Source organism: Streptomyces sp. W1SF4 (assembly GCF_003950035.1).
Taxonomy (GTDB): domain Bacteria; phylum Actinomycetota; class Actinomycetes; order Streptomycetales; family Streptomycetaceae; genus Streptomyces; species Streptomyces racemochromogenes.
The window spans coordinates 6,818,625-6,836,786 of sequence record NZ_CP034350.1 but is presented as its reverse complement, the minus strand read 5'-3'; the positions used below and the strand labels follow the sequence as shown (position 1 = coordinate 6,836,786).

Annotated in this window: 12 protein-coding genes and 1 tRNA gene; 7 read left to right on the top strand and 6 right to left on the bottom strand. The window is 75.0% G+C overall.

Features of this window, described 5'->3' with window-relative positions; all coding sequences use genetic code 11:
- Window positions 1-181: 181 nt before the first annotated feature.
- Window positions 182-258, bottom strand: a tRNA-Trp gene (locus D1J60_RS31730).
- A gap of 130 nt (window positions 259-388) precedes the next feature.
- Between D1J60_RS31730 and D1J60_RS31725 the strand changes: the two genes are divergently transcribed.
- Both D1J60_RS31725 and D1J60_RS31720 read left to right on the top strand, forming a co-directional pair.
- Window positions 389-847, top strand: a complete 459-nt coding sequence (locus D1J60_RS31725; protein ID WP_125823477.1) for a DUF4232 domain-containing protein — start codon at window positions 389-391, stop codon at window positions 845-847.
- A 161-nt stretch (window positions 848-1,008) separates the two neighbouring features.
- Complete coding sequence (locus tag D1J60_RS31720; RefSeq protein WP_125823476.1) at window positions 1,009-2,661, top strand: GMC oxidoreductase; 1,653 nt, start codon at window positions 1,009-1,011, stop codon at window positions 2,659-2,661.
- A gap of 99 nt (window positions 2,662-2,760) precedes the next feature.
- Here D1J60_RS31720 and D1J60_RS31715 read toward each other — a convergent pair whose 3' ends face one another.
- Complete coding sequence (locus D1J60_RS31715; RefSeq protein ID WP_125603312.1) at window positions 2,761-3,240, bottom strand: carboxymuconolactone decarboxylase family protein; 480 nt, start codon at window positions 3,238-3,240, stop codon at window positions 2,761-2,763.
- Window positions 3,237-4,319, bottom strand: coding sequence for a dihydrodipicolinate reductase (locus D1J60_RS31710; RefSeq protein ID WP_125823475.1), 1,083 nt, complete (start codon window positions 4,317-4,319; stop codon window positions 3,237-3,239). The genes D1J60_RS31715 and D1J60_RS31710 overlap by 4 nt, the downstream gene beginning before the upstream one ends.
- Before the next feature lie 235 nt (window positions 4,320-4,554).
- Here D1J60_RS31710 and D1J60_RS31705 point away from each other — a divergent pair, with 235 nt between their 5' ends.
- A complete protein-coding gene (locus tag D1J60_RS31705) occupies window positions 4,555-5,889 on the top strand; it encodes a glycoside hydrolase family 18 protein (RefSeq protein ID WP_125824305.1) in 1,335 nt (444 codons plus the stop codon).
- A 67-nt stretch (window positions 5,890-5,956) separates the two neighbouring features.
- On the top strand, window positions 5,957-7,186 hold the full coding sequence (locus tag D1J60_RS31700; protein ID WP_125823474.1) for a serpin family protein: 1,230 nt from the start codon (window positions 5,957-5,959) through the stop codon (window positions 7,184-7,186).
- On the opposite strand, the gene D1J60_RS31695 is transcribed toward D1J60_RS31700, so the two are convergent.
- Together D1J60_RS31695 and D1J60_RS31690 are read right to left on the bottom strand one after the other, a co-directional pair.
- Window positions 7,183-8,154 carry a PfkB family carbohydrate kinase gene (locus D1J60_RS31695; protein WP_125823473.1) on the bottom strand — a complete coding sequence of 324 codons (972 nt, stop codon included), beginning with the start codon at window positions 8,152-8,154 and terminating at the stop codon, window positions 7,183-7,185. The genes D1J60_RS31700 and D1J60_RS31695 overlap by 4 nt on opposite strands.
- Window positions 8,151-8,789 carry a bifunctional 4-hydroxy-2-oxoglutarate aldolase/2-dehydro-3-deoxy-phosphogluconate aldolase gene (locus D1J60_RS31690; RefSeq protein ID WP_241253469.1) on the bottom strand — a complete coding sequence of 213 codons (639 nt, stop codon included), beginning with the start codon at window positions 8,787-8,789 and terminating at the stop codon, window positions 8,151-8,153. The genes D1J60_RS31695 and D1J60_RS31690 overlap by 4 nt, the downstream gene beginning before the upstream one ends.
- A 242-nt stretch (window positions 8,790-9,031) precedes the next feature.
- Between D1J60_RS31690 and D1J60_RS38740 the strand changes: the two genes are divergently transcribed.
- From D1J60_RS38740 to D1J60_RS31675, 3 genes are all read left to right on the top strand, one after another.
- Complete coding sequence (locus D1J60_RS38740; protein ID WP_125823472.1) at window positions 9,032-12,292, top strand: AAA domain-containing protein; 3,261 nt, start codon at window positions 9,032-9,034, stop codon at window positions 12,290-12,292.
- A gap of 76 nt (window positions 12,293-12,368) precedes the next feature.
- Window positions 12,369-14,036 (top strand): sigma-70 family RNA polymerase sigma factor, encoded by a 1,668-nt coding sequence (locus D1J60_RS31680; protein ID WP_125823471.1) that lies wholly within the window; start codon window positions 12,369-12,371, stop codon window positions 14,034-14,036.
- 94 nt (window positions 14,037-14,130) lie between these two features.
- Window positions 14,131-16,635 carry a DEAD/DEAH box helicase gene (locus D1J60_RS31675; RefSeq protein ID WP_125823470.1) on the top strand — a complete coding sequence of 835 codons (2,505 nt, stop codon included), beginning with the start codon at window positions 14,131-14,133 and terminating at the stop codon, window positions 16,633-16,635.
- A 42-nt stretch (window positions 16,636-16,677) separates the two neighbouring features.
- Here the strand turns inward: D1J60_RS31675 and D1J60_RS31670 are convergent, their stop codons facing one another.
- On the bottom strand, window positions 16,678-18,069 hold the full coding sequence (locus D1J60_RS31670) for a glutamate decarboxylase (RefSeq protein WP_125823469.1): 1,392 nt from the start codon (window positions 18,067-18,069) through the stop codon (window positions 16,678-16,680).
- Window positions 18,070-18,162 lie beyond the last annotated feature (93 nt).

Here is an 18,162-nt window from a genome sequence, read left to right as displayed (position 1 = left end):
GGCTCATGGCGTCAGCAGAGGAGCATAGGGACGCGCGTGGCCCTCCGTGAGGAAATCGCCCTCTTCGCCCTCCTGCGGGGCACGCCACCGGATTGTCCCCACCCTGTCCCCAGGAGAAGACAAAACGGGCTCCGGGAGTGTTCTCCCGGAGCCCGCTGTACGTGAGATGCCTGGTCAGGCATGGCAGGGGTAGCAGGATTCGAACCTACGACATCTGGTTTTGGAGACCAGCGCTCTGACCAGCTGAGCTATACCCCTTCGGTGGGTCACACCCTGCCATGAAGCGGCCGGAAGATCCAATCCATTTGCCGCGTCGCCGGTGGCGGGAGCCGGGCCGGCGGAGGATCGTGGGCGGGGAGGGGGTGGGTCGGCGAGGCCGGGAGGCGTGGTGCGTCACCGTCCGGGGCGTCTGCTGGGGCCCCTGCTCGTGCTGCTGCTCGTCGGTGCCGGGCCCGACGGGTCCGGGGAGACCGTGTCCCTCGACGGGGACCGGCCCGGGGAGCGGGTCGACGTGACGCTGACCCGGGTCGTGGACCCCGCGGGCCGGGCGGACGCCGAGCGGCTGGTGGCGGTGGAGCTGCGGCTGGAGAACACCGGGTCGGTGCCGTACGAGGACTCCCCCGCGCCGGCCGCGCACCTGCTCGACACGGCGGGGCAGCGGTTCACGGGGACGGCCGCCGCGACCGGGGCGGGGCCGAGCCTGCCGGAGACGGTGAGCCTGGACCCCGGGGACTCGGCATCCGGTTTCGTCACCTTCCGGGTTCCGGAGGGCGCCGGGTTGGCGGCCGTGCAGTTCGCGCTGGACGCGGGGCTGGGTGACGACGTCGGGCAGTGGAGCCTCTCCTGAGCCGTCCCGACCGTCCGACCGTCCGGAGCCGGCCCGAGTCTTCCCGAGCCGCCGCGTCAAGGGGCCGGAATCAGCCGGAAGTTGCTGCGACGCGTGTAGTGACTTAGTAGGCGTTCGCCAGTAGAACTTGTTCCCACTCCGTCGAGAGTGAGGAACGTCACATGAGTGACAAAGGCCTGCACAACAAGGGATCCGGGGGTGTCTCCCGCCGTGGATTCATCGCTGGAACTGGTTCTATTCTCGGGGCGCTGGCACTGACGGTCAACGTCACCCCGGCCCATGCCGAACCGGCCACCGCCACCACCACCGCCGGTCCCATCGAATCCGGGGCCCGCGTCCCGGTCCTCGTGATCGGTACCGGCTACGGCGGCTCCGTCGCCGCGCTCCGGCTCGCCCAGGCCGGGGTCCCGGTGCACATGGCCGAGATGGGCATGGCCTGGGACACCCCCGGCAGCGACGGCAAGATCTTCGCCAACACCACCAAGCCCGACTACCGCTCGTACTGGCTGCGCACCCGGACCAAGGCGCCGCTCAGCAACTTCCTCGGCTTCCCCATCGACAAGGACGTCCCCCGCTACACGGGCATCCTCGATGCCGAGGAGATGGGCGGCATCATCGTCTACCAGGGCCGGGGCGTCGGCGGCGGCTCGCTGGTCAACGGCGGCATGGCCGTGACCCCCAAGCGGCAGAACTTCGCGGCCATCCTGCCCTCGGTGGACGCCGAGGAGATGTACCGGACCTACTACCCGCGGGCCAACGCCGGGCTCGGGGTGGGCCTGATCGACCCCGACTGGTTCGAGACGGTGGACTGCTACCAGTTCGCCCGTGTGGGCCGCAAGCACGCCCAGCGTTCCGGGTTCCCGTTCGTCTTCGTCCCGGACGTCTACGACTGGGACTACATGAAGCAGGAGGTGGCGGGCACCGTCCCCAAGTCCGCGGTGGACGGGGAGATCCTCTACGGCAACAACGCGGGCAAGAAGTCCCTCCAGCAGACCTACCTGGCCGCCGCCCGGGCGACCGGCAAGGTCACCATCTCGCCCCTGCACCGGGTCACCACCGTCTCCCCCTCGGACGGTGGCGGCTACACGGTCGTCATGGAGCAGCTCTCCACCACCGGCGACGTCCTCGCCACCAAGACCGTCACCGCCGGCCGGGTGTTCTTCGCGGCCGGCAGCGTCGGCACGAGCAAGCTGCTGGTGCGGCTGAAGGCGACCGGCGCGCTGGCGAACCTGAACGACGAGGTGGGCAAGGGCTGGGGCGACAACGGCAACGTCATGTGCGGCCGCGCCAACCACATGTGGGACCCGACCGGGAAGGTGCAGGCCTCCATCCCCTGCGGCGGCATCGACAACTGGGACGCGGGCGGCGCCTTCGCCGAGGTGGCCCCGCTGCCGACGGGGATCGAGACGTACGCGTCCTTCTACCTCTCCATCACCAAGAACCCGAACCGGGCCCGGTTCTCGTGGAACGCGGCGGCGGGGAAGGTCGAGCTGGACTGGCAGACGGCGTGGAAGCAGCCGTCCATCGACATGGCGAAGACCATCTTCGACAAGATCAACGCCAAGGAGGGGACGATCTACCGCACCGACCTCTTCGGCACCAACAAGGTCTGGGGCGACCACCTCACCTACCACCCGCTGGGCGGTGCGGTGCTGGGCAAGGCCACGGACAACTACGGCCGGCTGCACGGGCACCCGGGCCTGTACGTCATCGACGGAGCGCTGATCCCCGGCAACACCAGCGTGAACCCGTTCGTGACCATCACGGCCCTCGCCGAGCGGAACATCGAGAAGATCATCGCCACGGACCTCTGAGCGGGTCCGCGGGCCGGCCCGCGAGCGGGCCGGTGACCGGGGCCGTCCGGACACTCCGGGCGGCCCCGGGCGGTGCGCCGGGAGCCGGGGCGTCACCGGTCAACCGCCGGGCAGCACGCAGACGCTGTCGAGGCCCAGGACGTGGTTGAGCCGGCCGAAGGCCAGCCAGGAGCCGATGCTCATGCTCAGCTCGACGATCTCCAGCTGGCTGTAGTGCGCGGTCATGCGGGCCCAGAACTCCTCGTCCAGGTTGTGGTGGTCCAGGGCGTAGCGCTCGGCGTACTCGGCGGCGAGCCGGGTGCGGTCGTCGAACGCCTTCGTGGTGCGCCATGCGGTGACCGCGTCCGCGAACTCCTCCTCGACCTTCTCCCCGTCCCGGTCGGTGCGCCAGTCCAGGCAGAAGACGCAGCCGTTGATCTGCGCGATGCGCAGCCGCGCGGCCTCGAACTCGCGCAGGCCGAGGGTGGTGTGGGCGTACACGGACAGGGAGAAGTTGGCGGCGGCCATGCCGATGCCGGGGACCATGTCCCCCCACACGTACTCGATCGGGTGCTGACCCTCGGGGATGTCGATCCTCATGGCTGTTTCCTTCCGAGTCTGCCGACTGCGGGCCGCAGCGGGACGTCCAGGGCGTCGTAGAGGCCGGGTTCCGCGTCCACCAGCCAGTCGATGGCGCCCACCAGGCGGCCGACGGCGGTGGCGTTCCCGCCGGCCGAGCGGTTCTCGCCCTCGTCGGTGGCCTCGACCGTGACCTCGATGCGCGGGCGGCCCTCGATGACCACCCGGTGGGCTCCGGCGCCGCCGCCGGGCGGTACGGGCCAGTCGGGGGCGCAGGAGGGGTGGATGCGGGTGACGTGTTCGATGACGATGCGGGGTTCGCCGCCGACGACGCCCTGCACCTCGAAGCGGATGGCGCCCTGGGTGCCCGCCTCGAAGTCGCCCATGGAGGGGGTGCTCACCGTGGTGTCGAGGGCGCGGCGCTGGGAGGTCTCGCGTATCTCGTCGAGTTCGACGCCGAGGGCGCGGGCCATCATCCGGATCTGGCCGCCCCACACCATGGTGGGGATCGAGGGCATCAGCATCATCGGCTCGTAGTCCATGGGGTGGCCCATGCCGACGAGGTGGCGTACGGAGTCCGGCTGGTCGTACGTGGAGTAGTCGAAGATCTCCTGGCAGCGGATGGCGTCCACGGTGGTGCCCAGGCCGCTGATCAGCAGCGGGAGCACGTCGTTGCCCCAGCCGGGGTCGACGCCGGAGGCGAAGAGCGAGCCGCCGCCCTCCGCGATGGCGGCCAGGACGGGGTCGCGGAACTCCGGCGGGGCGCTGCGGTGGTCGTAGAGGGGGTAGAGGGCGGGGCTGACGACGACCGCGCCCGCGGTGATGGCGCGGGTGATGTCGGCGAGGGCGTCGTCGGGGCGGATGTCGCCGGAGGCCGCGTAGACGACGGCGGCCGGGCGGGTGCTGAGCACCGCTTCGACGTCTCGGGTGGCCGCCACCCCCAGCCGGTGGGCCAGGCCCGCGAGTTCGCCGGCGTCGCGGCCGGCCTTCGCGGGGTCGTGGACGATGACTGCCGTGAGTTCGAGCGCCGGGTGGGCGTCGACGGCGCGGATCGCCGCGCGGCCGACGTTGCCGGTGCCCCAGACCACCGTGGGAATCATGCGCGGAGGGTAGCGAGGGGGCGTGGAGGTGCCCAGCGTCGTGAAGGAGGTTTTTCGGACGGGCCGCGGCCGTGTCGCGCGCACGGGTGAACACCCCCTTGACCGGGATGGTCCAGACCAATACGTTCCCGGGTGGGACGGGCGCCGCCGGTGCAGGGCCGCGCCCGTCCCCGCACGGCTCAGGAGCACCACTCCCCCGCATCCGCAAAGGAAGCCCATGCGTCCCACGCGCCCCATGCGCCGCAGTACCCTCGGCCGGCTGGCCGTCGCCGCCTGCTCCCTCTCCCTGCTCACCGCCTTCGCGCCCGCGGCGGCCGCCGGGAGCGGGGACCGGGATCCGGCGGGCGGGCACGACCGCTCGTACCGGAAGGTCGGCTACTTCACCCAGTGGGGCGTCTACGGACGCGACTTCCAGGTCCAGGACCTGGAGGCGAACGGCACCGCCGGCAAACTCACCCACCTCAACTACGCGTTCGGCAACATCGGCGCCGACGGCAGGTGCTTCACCGGCAACGTGGCCGGCGAGGCCGACGCCTGGGCCGACTACGCGCGCCCGCTGGACGCGGCGAACTCCGTGGACGGTGTCGCCGACACCGCCGACCAGCCCCTGGCCGGCAACTTCAACCAGCTGAAGGAGCTCAAGGCCAGGCACCCCGGCCTCAAGGTGCTGATCTCGCTGGGCGGCTGGAGCTGGTCCACCCACTTCTCGGACGCGGCCCTCACCCCCGCCTCCCGCAAGGCCCTCGTCCGCTCCTGCATCGACCTCTACCTCAAGGGGAACCTCCCGCAGGACGGCGCCCGGGGCGGGGCCGGCGCCGCCGCCGGGGTCTTCGACGGCATCGACCTGGACTGGGAGTGGCCGGGCTCGGAGGGCGACACCGACACCAGGTTCCGGCCGGAGGACAAGCGCAACTTCGCCGAGCTGGTGCACGAGTTCCGCACCCAGCTCGACGCGTTCGGGCGCGAGCGCGGTCGCCCGTACGAGCTGACGGCCTTCGTCCCGGCCGCCCCCGCCAAGATCGACGCGGGCTTCGACGTCCGCCGGATCATGCGCGACCTCGACTTCGTCACGCTCCAGGGCTACGACTTCCACGTGTCCGGGGAGAAGACCACCGCCCAGCAGTCGGCGCTGTACGCCCGGGGCGACTTCAGCGTCGACGGCACGGTGGACTCCTGGCTGCGGCGCGGGGCACCGGCCCGCAAGCTGGTGGTCGGCATGCCGTTCTACGGGCAGGGCTGGACCGGGGTCACCGGCGGCGGTGACGGCATGGGCAAGCCCGCCACGGGACCGGCACCCGCGAAGTGGGCGGCCGGATACGCGGACTACAAGGAGCTGAAGGAGCTGGCCGCCTCCGGCACCTTCCGGCTGCACCGCGACCGGCGGGGCGGCCACGCCTGGCTCTTCGACGGCACCACCCTGTGGACGTACGACGACCCGCAGGTGCTGCGCACGAAGGCCCGGTACGTCCGCGAACAGGGCCTGGGCGGCGCCATGTTCTGGTCCCTGGACGCCGACACCGCCGACGGGGAGCTGACCTCCGCCGTCGACCAGGGCCTGCGCGGCCGCTGAACCGGCGCCGCCGGGCCGAGGAGCAACGGTCCGGCCCGGCGGCGCCCCACCACGTACCCTCCCCTGCATGAGGAACTCGACGGTACGGGCGGTCAACCGGCTCACGGCGCGCTGGGCCGCCGAAGCCGCCGACGGGGACGGGGGTACGGTCCTCACCGCGGCCGGGGTGTGGCCGCTGCTGGCCCTGCTCGCGGACGGCGCGGCGGGCCCGGCCCGCGCGGAGCTGGAGCAGGCCCTCGGCATACCCGCCGGGGACGCGGCGGGGGCCGGGCGGGAGCTGCTGGCAGCGCTGGCCGGCGTACGGGGCCTGCGGGCGGCCACGGGCCTGTGGGCCGCGGCGGACCTGCCGCTGGAGGCCCCCTGGACGGCCCGCCTCCCGGACGGCACCCGCGGCACCCTGACCGGCGACCCGGAGGCGGACGGCAAGTCGCTGGACGCGTGGGCCGCCGAGCGGACGGACGGCCTGATCGAACGCATGCCGGTCGCGCTGCCCGAGGGGCCGGACGCGGTCCGGCTCGTCCTGGCCTCGGCGCTCGCGCTGCGGCTGAAGTGGATCCGGCCGTTCCAGGAGTGGCCCCAGCAGATGCACGAAGGCCCCTGGGCCGGCCGGGAACTGGTCGTGCTGCACCGCAGCACCTCCCTGCTGGACCGCGCCAAGGTGGCCCACGGCGCCGCCGGTCCGGTCACCCTGCTGGAGGTCGTCGGGGACACCGGGGTCGACGTCCACCTCGTCCTGGGCGGGCCGGACGCGCCGCCGGGCACCGTCCTGACCACAGGAATCGAGGCCGCCACCCGGGCCCGTCCCTCGACGCCCGCGAGCCTGCTGCCCGACGGGAACCCGGGCCCGGGCCTGACCGTCAGGACGGTGCGCTCCGAGTCGCCCGAGCCCCGGCTCAGCATCGCGACGCCCGCCTTCGAGGTCCGGGCGGACCACGATCTCCTGGCCCGTGCAGGGCTGTTCGGCCTGGTGGCCGCCACGGGCCGCGGCTCTGGCAGCTTTCCCGGGATCAGCTCCGAGCCCCTGGCCATCGGCTCGGCACGGCAGTCGGCGGTCGCCCGCTTCCACGCGACGGGTTTCGAGGCGGCCGCGGTGACGGCGTTCGGTGCGGTGGGGGCCGGCATTCCCCACCTGCGCCACCGGACCCGCCACGCGCACGCGTACGTCGACCGCCCCTTCGGCTTCCTGGCCGTGCACCGCACCTCCCGCCTGGTCCTGGCGGCCGGCTGGGTCACGGACCCCCTCCCGTACGAGGAGCCGGACCGGGAGGCCGAGGAGGCGGAGTTCTGGGCCGACTAGGGAGTGTCCTGCGCCACCCGCGCCGCCAGCGCCGCCGTCTCCGTGAAGGCCGGCACCCGGCCCGTGCCACCGCGGCCCGCCACCGACAGGGACGCCGCCGCCACCCCGTAGGCCACCGCCCGGGCCAGCGGGTCGCCCAGGGCGAGGCGGGCGGTGGCGGTGCCGGTGAAGCAGTCACCGGCGCCGGTGGTGTCGACCGGGGACGGGTCCACGGGGACGGGCTGGTACGCCGCCCGGGTGCCGTCGTCCAGCAGCAGCCGCCCGGCTCCGGCGGTGACGGCCACCGCGCGGGCCCCCAGCGCCCGGTAGCGCGCGGCCGCGGCGGGCGGGTCGGCGGTGTCGACCAGGGCGAGCGCGTCGGCCGGGCAGGAGGTCTTCAGCAGCCCGGTCAGCGGGGCGACCTCGGCGAGCAGGGACCGGGCCTCGGCGCGGCCGGTCAGGCGGGGCCGGTGGTTGGGGTCGTACGTGACGTGCCCGCCCGCCGCGTGGACGGCGCGGGCGGCGGCCAGTACGGCCGCGCGGCTGCCCGGCGAGAGCGCGCCGGTGATACCGCTGGTGATCAGCGCCCGGCAGCCGGTCAGCAGCGGGAGCCAGTCCTCGACGTGGGCCGGGGAGAGGGTGGAGGCGGCGCTGCGGGTGCGCCAGTACACGAACTCGCGGTCCCCGTCGGGGTCGGCGCAGAGCAGGTAGGCCCCGTTGGGGCGGGGCGCGCGGTGCACGTGGGCGGTGTCCACGCCCAGCTCGGCGGCGCGGCGCAGCAGCGGGACGCTCAGCTCGTCGTCCCCGACGACGGTCAGCAGCGCGGTGCGGGCCCCGGCCGCGGCGGCCGCCGCCGCGGCGTTGAGGGCGTCGCCGGAGTAGGAGATGCGGGCGGGGGTGCCGTCGGCGGCGTCGCGCAGGGCGGTGCCGGCGTGGACCTCGACCAGGACCTCGCCGAGGACGAGGACGTCGTAGCGCGGGGCGGTCACGGCCGGCACCCCTCCCCGCCGCAGCAGGGTCCGGCCAGCTCCGCGAAGACGGCGGCCAGTTCCCCGGGGTCGTCGGGCAGGCCGCTGCCGACGCCGACGGCGGCCGCGCCCGCGTCGAGCCACGCGCGGACCTCGCCGGGCCGGATCCCGCCCGTGGGGACGAGCAGGGCCCCGGACGGGAGCACGGCCCTGAGGGAGCGGATGAAGTCCGGCCCGCCCACGTGGGCGGGGAACACCTTCGCGGCGCCGCCGTCCCGCACGGCGGCGGCTATCTCCCCGGGGGTGAAGCCGCCTTCGAGGAAGGGCGTCCCGTGCCGTGCGGCGGCCTCGCGGACCTCGGGGGCCGGGTGGGGGGAGACGAGGAACGCGGCGCCCGCTTCGAGGGCCGCCCGGGCCTGGGCGGCGGTGGTCACCGTGCCCACCCCGATGACGGCGGTCCGCCCGCGGGCGTCGCGGAGCCCGGCGGCGCGGGTGACGGCCCGGGCCCAGCCGGGGGTGGAGGTGGTGAGCTCCACGGTCCGGCAGCCGGCGCCGAGCAGCCGCGCGGCGGCCGCCACGGCCCGGTCGGCGTCGGCGCTGCGCAGCACCGGGAGCAGGCGCTGGGCGGCCAGCACCGCGTACGGATGGCAGGACAAGGTACCCTCCCGGCTGCTCAGCGGCGTGGAACGGTACGTCACACGGCCCGGCTTGATGGTCTAGACCATACACAGTGCGGCGCCGTCCGGTCACCCCTCGCCCGCCCGGTCCTGCGCCGCCACGGCCGGGGTACCCGCGCGCGGGCCGCGCTCCGCTCCCCCGAACCTCGCAACCGCCTGACCCACCGTCACCGGGCCCGTAGGGTGCGACGTATTGATCACCGATGACGGGAGTGGGCGTTATGGGGGGCGAGCGGCGGCGCCGCAGCGGGGTGGTGGGGTACTGGCGGGCGGTGGAGCTGTTCAGTCCGCAGAAGGTGCCCGCCCTCTCCGTCCGGGACCGGGTGTACCCGGTCGAGGCGGGGCGGCCCATGCCGTGGGACGCGGGCCATCCGGTGCGGGCGGTTCCGCTGGAGGGCGGGTACGGGTGGCAGCACGTCGTCTACGGCGGGGTGTTCGCCCTCGGCTCCGTACGCGACACCCTGCTCGACGTGTTCGGGGAGAGCGGCGAGGACCACGACGGCCGGATGGACGGCGAGAGCGCGCTGTTCGCCCTCACCGTGACCGACCGGGGGCGGCTCCTCCTGGACTCCGCCGTGTTCTCCTCCTGTGCCTGGGCCACCGGCCGCGCCGTCGCCCCCGGCCCCGGCACCCCGGGCTGGCTCGACGGGTTCCAGGAGGACGCCGACGCCTGGGGCCGGCGGGCCGGGGCGCTCGGGGACCCCGTCCGGTACCCCGCCGGTGCCGTGGGGGGCGAGGGGGACTCCCCCCTCGGGCCGGGGGTGGTCTCCGCCGGCCACCTGCTGGAGTTCACCGGCGAACTGGCCCGCACCTGGGGGGTCTCCGTCGCGCTGGACCCGGCGACCGTGCGGGTGCGCAGCGTGCCCGTGCGGCTGGACCAGGCCGACGCCGCCGACCAGCAGGACTTCCTCAACAGTTTCATCGCCGCCGACCTGGAGCGGGTGGCGGCCGTGCTCGCCCGCGAGGAGCCCGGGGCGGGGCTGGCCGCCTACCTCACCCCCGACTCCGGCTTCGACCGGGCGAACCGCGTCGACCTGCGGCTGCGGCCCGAGGCGGCGCTGGCCGGCGTCGCGCCGGAGCGCACCCCCGCCGGGCGCTGGCCGGCCGACGCCCGGCACCCGCTCGCGCTGAGCCAGCAGTTCGCCGTCAACGCCGTGCACTGCGAACTCGCCCCGACCGCCGGGATCTTCGCCGTCAACGGCCCGCCCGGCACCGGCAAGACCACCATGCTGCGCGACTGCTTCGCCGCCGCCGTCGTCGAGCGGGCCCGCCGCCTCGCCGCGTTGCGGCTGCCGTCCGAGGCGTTCGAGCGGCAGTCCCCGTACGTGTGGAAGAGCGGCGACCACACCCGCACGGTCACCCCGCTGCGGGCCGAGTTCACCGGCTTCGAGATGGTCGTCGCCTCCGCGAACAACGGCGCCGTCGAGAACATCTCGACCGAGATACCCGCCCGCGCCGCCCTCGGGGCGCGCTGGCGCGAGGACGCCGACTACTTCGCCGAGCAGGCCACCCGGCTGCTGAAGGGCGAGCCCGCGTGGGGCGCGGTCGCCGCCCGGCTCGGCAGCAAGCGGAACCGGCTGGAGTTCGTCAACCGCTTCTGGCACGGCAAGTACCGCCGCACCGACGCCGGCGCGCCCGCACCGGCGCCCGTGCCGCAGCAGGGCCGCCGCGGCCTGCGCGACCCCTGGATCGACAGCGGCAACGGCCTCGCCCACCTCCTGCGGCAGTGGCGCGACACCCCGCAGACCGGCGTGTGGACCGAGGCCCGGAAGCGGTTCGGGGACGCGCTGGCCGAGGTCGAGCGGCTGCGCGGCGAGCGTGCGGACGCGGCGGCGGCGTACGAGGGCCTGCCGGCGGCGTACGAGGCGCTGCGCCACACCCGGGAGGCGGTCGACCGGGACACCGCGGCGCTGGACCGGGCCCGGGAGGAACTGCCGCCGGCCGAGGACGCGCTGGCCGGCGTACGGCGGTCGCTGGAACGGGCCGAGGAGGCGCACCGGGAGCACCTGGCCCGGCGCCCGGGCTTCTCCGTCAGCCTCTTCACCCTGGGCAGGGCCGCCCGGGCCTGGCACGCGGAGGAGTCCGTGGCGGCGGGGGCCGTGTCCGCCGCCCGGCGGGAGCAGGACGCGGAGCGGGCCCGGCTGGACGGCGTACGCGCCCGCGTGGCCGCCGCCTCCGCGCGCCTGGACGGGGCCCGGGGAGCCGCGGAGGCCGCCCGTGACCGCGCCGCGCGCATGGAGGAGGCCGTCGGGGCGGCCCGCGCCCGGTGGGAGGGCTTCGTGCCGGAGGGGGCCTGGCTGACGGACGACCCGCTGCGGGAGCGCTCCGCGCCCTGGTCGGACCCGGAGATCACGCGGGCCCGCACGGAGCTGTTCCTCGCCGCGCTCGACCTGCACCGGGCGTTCCTGCGCTGCACCGCCCGCACCATGTACGCGAACCTGATGGCCGGCATGGACGCGGTCGTCGGCACGGTGCCGGGGACGGTGCCCGAGGCGCACGTGCGGGCCGCCTGGCAGAGCCTGTTCCTGGTGGTGCCGGTGGTGTCGACCACGTTCGCCTCCCTGGACCGGGTCTTCGGCCGGCTGGGGGCACAGGCGCTGGGCTGGCTGTTCGTGGACGAGGCCGGGCAGGCGACACCGCAGATGGCGGTGGGCGGCATGTGGCGGGCGCGGCGCACGGTCGTCGTCGGCGACCCGCTCCAGCTGGAGCCGGTGGTGGTGCTGCCGTGGACGGCGCAGCGGGCGCTGCGCGAGGAGTCCGGGGTGGCCGAGGAGTGGGCGCCGGGCCGTACGTCGGTGCAGCGGCTGGCCGACCGCGCCAACCGCTACGGCACGCTGCTGCCGGCGGAACTGCCCGACGGCGGGCACGAGGTGTGGGTCGGGGCACCGCTGCGGGTGCACCGGCGGTGCGACGACCCGATGTTCTCGGTCAGCAACGCCGTCGCCTACGACGGCCTGATGGTGCAGGGCGTGGACCCGGGGGCCCGCGAGCCGTACGCGTACCGGCCGGCCAGCAGCTGGGTGGACGTCGTCGGCGCGGAGGCGGACGGGCACTGGATCCCGGAGGAGGGCCGGGCGCTGCGGCGGGTGCTGGAGCGGCTGCGGGACGAGGGGGGCGTGGACCTGGCCCGGGACGTTTTCGTCATCAGCCCGTTCCGGCAGGTGGCGGCGGGCGCGCGGCGGGCCTGCCGGGACCTGGTGCCGCACGGGCGGGTGGGCACGGTCCACACCGCCCAGGGCAAGGAGGCGGACGTCGTCGTCCTGGTCCTCGGCACGGACCCGCGCCGCCCGGGCGCCCGGGCCTGGGCGGCCTCCCGCCCGAACCTCCTCAACGTGGCGGTGAGCCGCGCGAAGCGCCGGCTGTTCGTGATCGGCAACCGCGACGCCTGGCGCGACCAGCGCTTCTTCACCACCCTGGCGGAGTCCCTGCCGTCCCACTCCTGGAGCCCGTCCGGTCACGGCGAAAGAAATTCTTCCGGATAACCGTTATCGGGGCCCCACTCGACGGTCTCCCAGTTATCGGGCAACATCGACCGCCGGTACGGACAGGGAACTTCACATGAGTACACAGCACACGGCAGAGCTGGTGGCAGCGGCCCGCGCGGGCGACCCCCGCGCGCAGGACGAGCTGGTCAGTGCCCATCTGCCGCTGGTCTACAACGTGGTCGGGCGGGCTCTGAACGGGTCACACGACGTGGACGACGTGGTGCAGGACACCATGCTGCGGGCACTCGACGGGCTCGGCACGCTGCGCAGCGACGAGAGCTTCCGGTCCTGGCTGGTGGCCATCGCGATGAACCGCGTACGGGCGCACTGGCAGGCCACGAGCGGCGGCCCCGGGCAGAGCGGGCTGGAGGCCGCCCAGGACGTCGCCGACCCCGGCGCCGACTTCGCCGACCTGACGGTCACGCGGCTGCACCTGTCCGGGCAGCGCCGCGAGACGGCCCGGGCCACGCGCTGGCTGGAGCCCGACGACCGGGCGCTGCTGTCGCTGTGGTGGCTGGAGTGCGCGGGCGAGCTGACCCGGGCCGACGTGGCCTCGGCGCTGGAGCTGACCCCGCAGCACACGGCGGTGCGGGTGCAGCGGATGAAGGCGCAGCTGGAGTCGGCCCGTGTGGTGGAGCGGGCCCTGGAGACGCAGCCGCCCTGTGAGGGGCTGCGGGCGATGACGGGCACCTGGGACGGCCGGCCGTCCGCGCTGTGGCGCAAGCGAATAGCCCGGCACGCCCGCGAGTGCCTGCGCTGCTCGGGGCTGTGGAACGGGCTGGTGCCGGCGGAGGGGCTGCTGGCGGGCCTGGCCCTGGTGCCGGTGACGGCGGCGCTGCTGGCGGGCGTACGGACCGCCGCGGCGGCCGGTGCCGCCCCGGCGAACGCGGCCTTCGCGGAGGCCGCGACCCAGCTCTCGCCGGTGGTGTCCGGCCCGGGCCGCGCCGCCCGGCGCAAGGGCGGGGCCGAGGCCGGCGGCGAGGGCCCCGACGGCCGCGCGGCGCAGCGCAGGCGCCGCCGGAGCCGGCGCCGGGCCATCGGCGGCGCGATGGTCGCCGCGTGCGTCGCGGGCGGCGGCCTGGTGTACCTCGGGCAGCTGCCCGGCGCGAAGAAGACCGAGGCGGGCGGGGCGCCCGGCTCGCCGCTGGCCGCCCTGTCGGCGCCCGACTCCGGCGCGCCGCAGCCGTCGGGCTCCGCCTCCGCCTCGCCTTCCGCTTCGGCGTCGGGCTCGCCGTCCGCGTCGGCTTCCGCTTCGGCCTCCCCGTCGGCCTCGGCGAGCGCCGCGAAGACCTCGGCGGCTCCCGCGCCGGCGAAGAGCACCGCGAAGCCCCCGGCCCCGCCGGCCCCGGGCCCGGCTCCGGCGGGCGTGGCGGGCCAGGTCATCGCGCTGGTCAACCAGGAGCGCGCGGCGGCCGGCTGCGGCCCGCTGAAGGAGGACGCGCAGCTGCGCAGCGCCGCGCAGGGGCACTCCGACGACATGGCGCGGCGGGACTTCTTCGACCACACCAACCCCGACGGGGCCGACCCGGGGGCGCGGACGACGGCCGCCGGGTACCGGTGGTCGACGTACGGGGAGAACATCGCCAAGGGCCAGCAGACCGCGCAGGCCGTCATGGACTCCTGGATGAAGAGCCCGGGCCACCGGGCGAACATCCTCAACTGCTCCTTCAAGGACATCGGCGTGGGCATCCACACCGGTTCCGGCGGCCCCTGGTGGACGCAGAACTTCGGGGCGCGCTGATCCGGCCCGCCGCCCCTGCTCCTTTTTGACTCAGAATCCGGGCAAGATAGGAGCTGGAGCGGAACGAGCAGATCAACGCGGGTGAGGTGGGTGTATGCCGAAGCAGGAGCTGCGCCCTCATCAGCGTGAGGCCGTCGACGCGGTCGTGCGCGCGCTCCAGCTGCCCGCCACGGGGCGGGTGCCCGAGCGGGGCCTGCGGACGCAGGTGATCATGGCGACCGGGTCCGGGAAGTCCCTGGTCGCCGTGCGCTCGGCCGAGGAGCTGCGGGCGGGCCGGGTGCTCGTGCTGGTCCCCTCCCTCGATCTGCTCGTGCAGACCGTCGCCGCCTGGCGGGAGGGGGGCCGTACGGGCCGGGCGCTCGCGGTGTGCTCGCTGCGCGGCGAGGACGTGGGAGTGCCCACCACGACCGCCCCGGGGCAGCTGGCCCGGTGGGGGTCGCGGCCGGTGGAGCGGCTGACGGTGTTCGCCACGTACGCGTCGCTGGGCCTGGGGACCATCGAGGGGGCGCACCTGGCGGGGCTGCCGTCCTGGGACCTGGTCGTGGTCGACGAGGCGCACCGCACCTCGGGCAGGATCGGCAAGCCCTGGGCGGTGGTGCACGACAACACCCGTATCCCGTCCGTACGGCGGCTGTACATGACGGCCACGCCCCGGGTGTGGCGCGACGGCGAGGACAGCGAGGAGGCCGAGGAGCCGGAGGAGGAGGCCGGGGCGGGCGCGTTCGCGGCCGAGACGGCCGGGGGCGCCGAGCCGCGGGGGCGCGGCGAGCTGGTCGCGTCCATGGAGGACGATCCCCAGGGGCCGTTCGGCGCCCGCTGCTACACCCTGTCCCTGTCGGAGGCCATCGACCGGGGCGTCTGCGCCCCGTACCGGGTGGTGTGCGTGGACGTCAGCGACCCGGGGTTCCAGTCGGCGGTGCTGCTGGGCGCCGACGGCCGCTCGGACCGGGTGCGCGGGATGCGGCTGGCGGCGCTCCAGGCGGCCCTGGTGAAGGCGGCGGCGGACCAGGGCTTCCGGCGGACCCTGGTGTTCCATCACCTGACGAAGGAGGCCGAGGCGTTCGCGGCGGGGCTTCCGGCGGTCGCGGCCCGGCTGCGGGCGACCAGCCGGTCGGTGCGGCCGGTGTATCCGCGTACGGTCTGGGCGGACTGGCTGTGCGGGCAGCACACGGCCGCGCACCGGCGCCGGGTGCTGGAGGCCTTCGCCGCGGACCGGGTCGCGGACAAGGCGTTCCTGGGCAGCGTGCGGGTGCTGGGCGAGGGGGTGGACACCAAGGAGTGCGACTCCGTCTTCTGGGCGGACGTGCGCGGTTCCATGCCGGACCTGGTGCAGGCGGTGGGCCGGGCGCTGCGGATACGGCCGGGCGAGGGGAAGGTGGCCTCGCTGGTGGTGCCGGTGCTGCTGGGGCCCGGGGAGTCCCCGGAGTCGATGCTGACGTCACGGGCGTACGGGGACCTCGCGCGGCTGCTGGAGGCGCTGCGGGCGCACGACTCCAGGCTGGTGGAGGGCCTGGCCCAGCCGCAGGCGCCGAGCGCGGCGGCGAAGTCCCCGGCGGCCGGGACCGGCACGGGCCCGGGGGCGGGTGCGCGGGCGCTGCTGAGCTTCTCGGTGCCGCGGGATCCGGCGCTGCTGGCGGCGTTCATCCGGCTGCGCGTGCTGAACCCGGAGCACGCGCAGTGGCGGCGGGGTGTGGAGGCGGCCCGGGTCTACGCGGCGACGGCCGGGGACCTGAAGGTGCCGTTCGCGTTCCGGGTGCCGGCGGCGCGGGAGGAGTGGCCGGCGGCGCTGGCGGGGTTCCCGCTGGGGCAGTGGATCGCGGACGCGCGGCGCACGTACCGCAGGGGCGCGCTGGGCCGGGAGCGGACCCGTGAGCTGGAGGAACTCGGCATGGTGTGGAGCCATTTCGACGTGGCCTTCGAGGAGGGGCTGGCGGCGGCCCGTGCCTGGGCGGCCGAGCACGGGCACCTGCTGCCGCCGGTGGACGCCACCTGGCGGGGGGTGCCGGTCGGGGTGTGGATGAAGAACAACCGGGCCGCGGCCCGGCGGGAGGGGCCGGGTGCGCTGCCGCAGGAGCGCCGGGAGGCCCTGGAGGAGATCGACGCGTCCTGGTGCCCGGCGTGGGACATCGGCTGGCAGCGGGCGTTCCGGCTGACCCGTGCCCATCTGGACGCGGGCGGTGCGGTGCCGCTCGGGCCGGGCTCGGTGGTGGTCCAGGGCGAGGACCTGGGGCTGTGGGTGCGCGCCCAGCGGCTGGGCTGGGAGCGGCTGGCGTGGGCGCAGCGGTGGCTGCTGGAGCACGGTCTGGGGCTGTCGCCGGCCGCGGAGGCGGAGCGTCCGCCGCCGCGGCGGAGCCATGCCGACGCCTGGGCGGAGCACCTGGAGGCGGCCCGGCGGTTCCACGCCCGCGAGGGGCACCTGCGGGTGCCGCGCACGCACGTGGAGCCGGTCGGGGGGCGGGAGCTGCGGCTGGGGGCGTGGATCGCGAACCAGCGCTCCCGGGCGGCGGGGCTGGCCCCGGAGCGGGTGGCCGCGCTGACGGAGCTGGGGATGCGCTGGTCCGCGGCGTCGGAGCCGGCGTCCGCTGCGGCGTCCGCGTAGGAGCCGGCGGCCGCCTCCGCGTAGGAGCGGGCGGGCCGCCGGTCAGTGGTGGAAGCCGGACCGGGGTGCGGTGGCGGGGACGGGCTGCGGCGTGGCGGTGAGGTGTTCCACGGCCCGGCGCAGGTCGTCGACGAGCAGGGCGGTCTGGTCGCGGGTCACCCCGTGCCGGATCAGCACGCGCTGGACGACCGTGTCCTGCCGGTCGGCGGGCAGCGGGTACGAGGGGACCTGCCAGCCGCGCATCCGCAGCCGGTCGGAGAGGTCGTAGAGGCTGAAGCCGGCTCCGGCCGGGTCGGTGAGGGTGTAGGAGACGGCGGGCAGGCCGCCCTGGCCGTCGTAGAGCAGGGTGAAGGGCCCCATGCCCTCGATCTCGGCGGCCAGGTAGCGGGCGGTGTCGGCGCAGGCCTGCTGGACGCGCCGGTAGCCGCCGCGGCCGAGGCGCAGGAAGAGGTAGTACTGGGCGATGACCTCGCCGCCGGGGCGGGAGAAGTTGAGGGCGAAGGTGGGCATGTCGCCGCCCAGGTAGTCCACGTCGAAGACGAGCTGGGCGGGGAGCAGGTCGGCGGTGCGCCAGACGATCCAGCCGACGCCGAGGGGGGCGAGCCCGTACTTGTGGCCCGAGGTGTTGACGGAGGCCACCCGGGGCAGCCGGAAGTCCCAGACCGTGTCGGGGTGGAGGAAGGGGGCGACGAACCCCCCGCTGGCGGCGTCCACGTGGACGGGGACGTCCCAGCCGTGTTCGGCCTGGATCCGGTCGAGGGCGGCGGCGATCTCGGCGACGGGCTCGTAGTCGCAGGTGTAGGTGACGCCGAGGATGGCGACGACCCCGATGGTGTTCTCGTCGACGTACCCGGCGAGCTGGTGCGGGCGCAGGCCGGTGGCGCCGGGTTCCAGGGGGACCTGGCGCAGCTCGACGTCGAAGTAGCGGGCGAACTTCTCCCAGCAGATCTGGACCGGGCCGCACACCAGGTTGGGGCGGTCGGCGGGTTTGCCCTCGGCGCGGCGGCGCTCGCGCCAGCGCCATTTGAGGGCGAGGCCGCCGAGCATGGCGGCCTCGCTGGAGCCGGTGGTGGAGCAGCCGGTGCCGACGTGTCCGGGCGGGGCGTTCCAGAGGTCGGCCAGGATGTTGACGCAGCGGGCCTCGATCTCGGCGGTCTGCGGGTACTCGTCCTTGTCGATCATGTTCTTGTCGAGGCACTCGTTCATCAGGCGGTGCACGGCGTCGTCCGACCAGGTGGTGCAGAAGGTGGCCAGATTCTGGGCGGCGTTGCCGTCGAGGAGCAGCTCGTTGTGCAGGAGCGAGTAGACGACCTCGGCGGGCGAGTGGTCGTCGGGGATCCGGTACTTCGGGAGGACCTGGCCGCTCAGGGCGGACGCGAACACGTCCGTCCCGTCGTCCATGCCGTGCGTGTCCTTCGTCTGATGGAGAGCCATATCGGGACTATAAGGGCAAACCGCCGGATATTCCGGCTCCAGGAACCGTGGAGGACCGGTCGTGCGGGGCGGTTTCCGGCGCTGCTTCCGGCC

Coding starts and splice junctions, on each gene's coding strand:
- D1J60_RS38740 (WP_125823472.1), top strand. CDS start 9,032: ATGGGGGGCGAGCGGCGGCGCCGCAGCGGGGTGGTGGGGTACTGGCGG.
- D1J60_RS31715 (WP_125603312.1), bottom strand. CDS start 3,240: ATGAGGATCGACATCCCCGAGGGTCAGCACCCGATCGAGTACGTGTGG.
- D1J60_RS31720 (WP_125823476.1), top strand. CDS start 1,009: ATGAGTGACAAAGGCCTGCACAACAAGGGATCCGGGGGTGTCTCCCGC.
- D1J60_RS31680 (WP_125823471.1), top strand. CDS start 12,369: ATGAGTACACAGCACACGGCAGAGCTGGTGGCAGCGGCCCGCGCGGGC.
- D1J60_RS31705 (WP_125824305.1), top strand. CDS start 4,555: ATGCGCCGCAGTACCCTCGGCCGGCTGGCCGTCGCCGCCTGCTCCCTC.
- D1J60_RS31675 (WP_125823470.1), top strand. CDS start 14,131: ATGCCGAAGCAGGAGCTGCGCCCTCATCAGCGTGAGGCCGTCGACGCG.
- D1J60_RS31700 (WP_125823474.1), top strand. CDS start 5,957: ATGAGGAACTCGACGGTACGGGCGGTCAACCGGCTCACGGCGCGCTGG.
- D1J60_RS31670 (WP_125823469.1), bottom strand. CDS start 18,069: ATGGCTCTCCATCAGACGAAGGACACGCACGGCATGGACGACGGGACG.
- D1J60_RS31710 (WP_125823475.1), bottom strand. CDS start 4,319: ATGATTCCCACGGTGGTCTGGGGCACCGGCAACGTCGGCCGCGCGGCG.